1 protein-coding gene is annotated in these 753 nt (G+C 34.1%); it reads left to right on the top strand.

Going from position 1 to position 753, the window contains the following annotated elements; genetic code table 11:
• Nucleotides 1–56 precede the first annotated feature (56 nt).
• Nucleotides 57–731 carry an IS6-like element IS257 family transposase gene (locus BHX94_RS12600; protein WP_001105987.1) on the top strand — a complete coding sequence of 225 codons (675 nt, stop codon included), beginning with the start codon at nucleotides 57–59 and terminating at the stop codon, nucleotides 729–731.
• Nucleotides 732–753: the final 22 nt, after the last annotated feature.

The following is a 753-nucleotide window of genomic DNA, read 5'->3' as shown; positions in this document are numbered from 1 at the left end:
GGTTCTGTTGCAAAGTTGAATTTATAGTATAATTTTAACAAAAAGGAGTCTTCTGTATGAACTATTTCAGATATAAACAATTTAACAAGGATGTTATCACTGTAGCCGTTGGCTACTATCTAAGATATGCATTGAGTTATCGTGATATATCTGAAATATTAAGGGAACGTGGTGTAAACGTTCATCATTCAACGGTCTACCGTTGGGTTCAAGAATATGCCCCAATTTTGTATCAAATTTGGAAGAAAAAGCATAAAAAAGCTTATTACAAATGGCGTATTGATGAGACGTACATCAAAATAAAAGGAAAATGGAGCTATTTATATCGTGCCATTGATGCAGAGGGACATACATTAGATATTTGGTTGCGTAAGCAACGAGATAATCATTCAGCATATGCGTTTATCAAACGTCTCATTAAACAATTTGGTAAACCTCAAAAGGTAATTACAGATCAGGCACCTTCAACGAAGGTAGCAATGGCTAAAGTAATTAAAGCTTTTAAACTTAAACCTGACTGTCATTGTACATCGAAATATCTGAATAACCTCATTGAGCAAGATCACCGTCATATTAAAGTAAGAAAGACAAGGTATCAAAGTATCAATACAGCAAAGAATACTTTAAAAGGTATTGAATGTATTTACGCTCTATATAAAAAGAACCGCAGGTCTCTTCAGATCTACGGATTTTCGCCATGCCACGAAATTAGCATCATGCTAGCAAGTTAAGCGAACACTGACATGATAAATT

Origin of the sequence: Macrococcoides bohemicum (genome assembly GCF_003259675.1) — a bacterium.
In the GTDB taxonomy this organism is placed as follows: Bacteria; Bacillota; Bacilli; order Staphylococcales; family Staphylococcaceae; genus Macrococcoides; species Macrococcoides bohemicum.
This window is presented reverse-complemented; position numbering and strand designations above follow the sequence as displayed.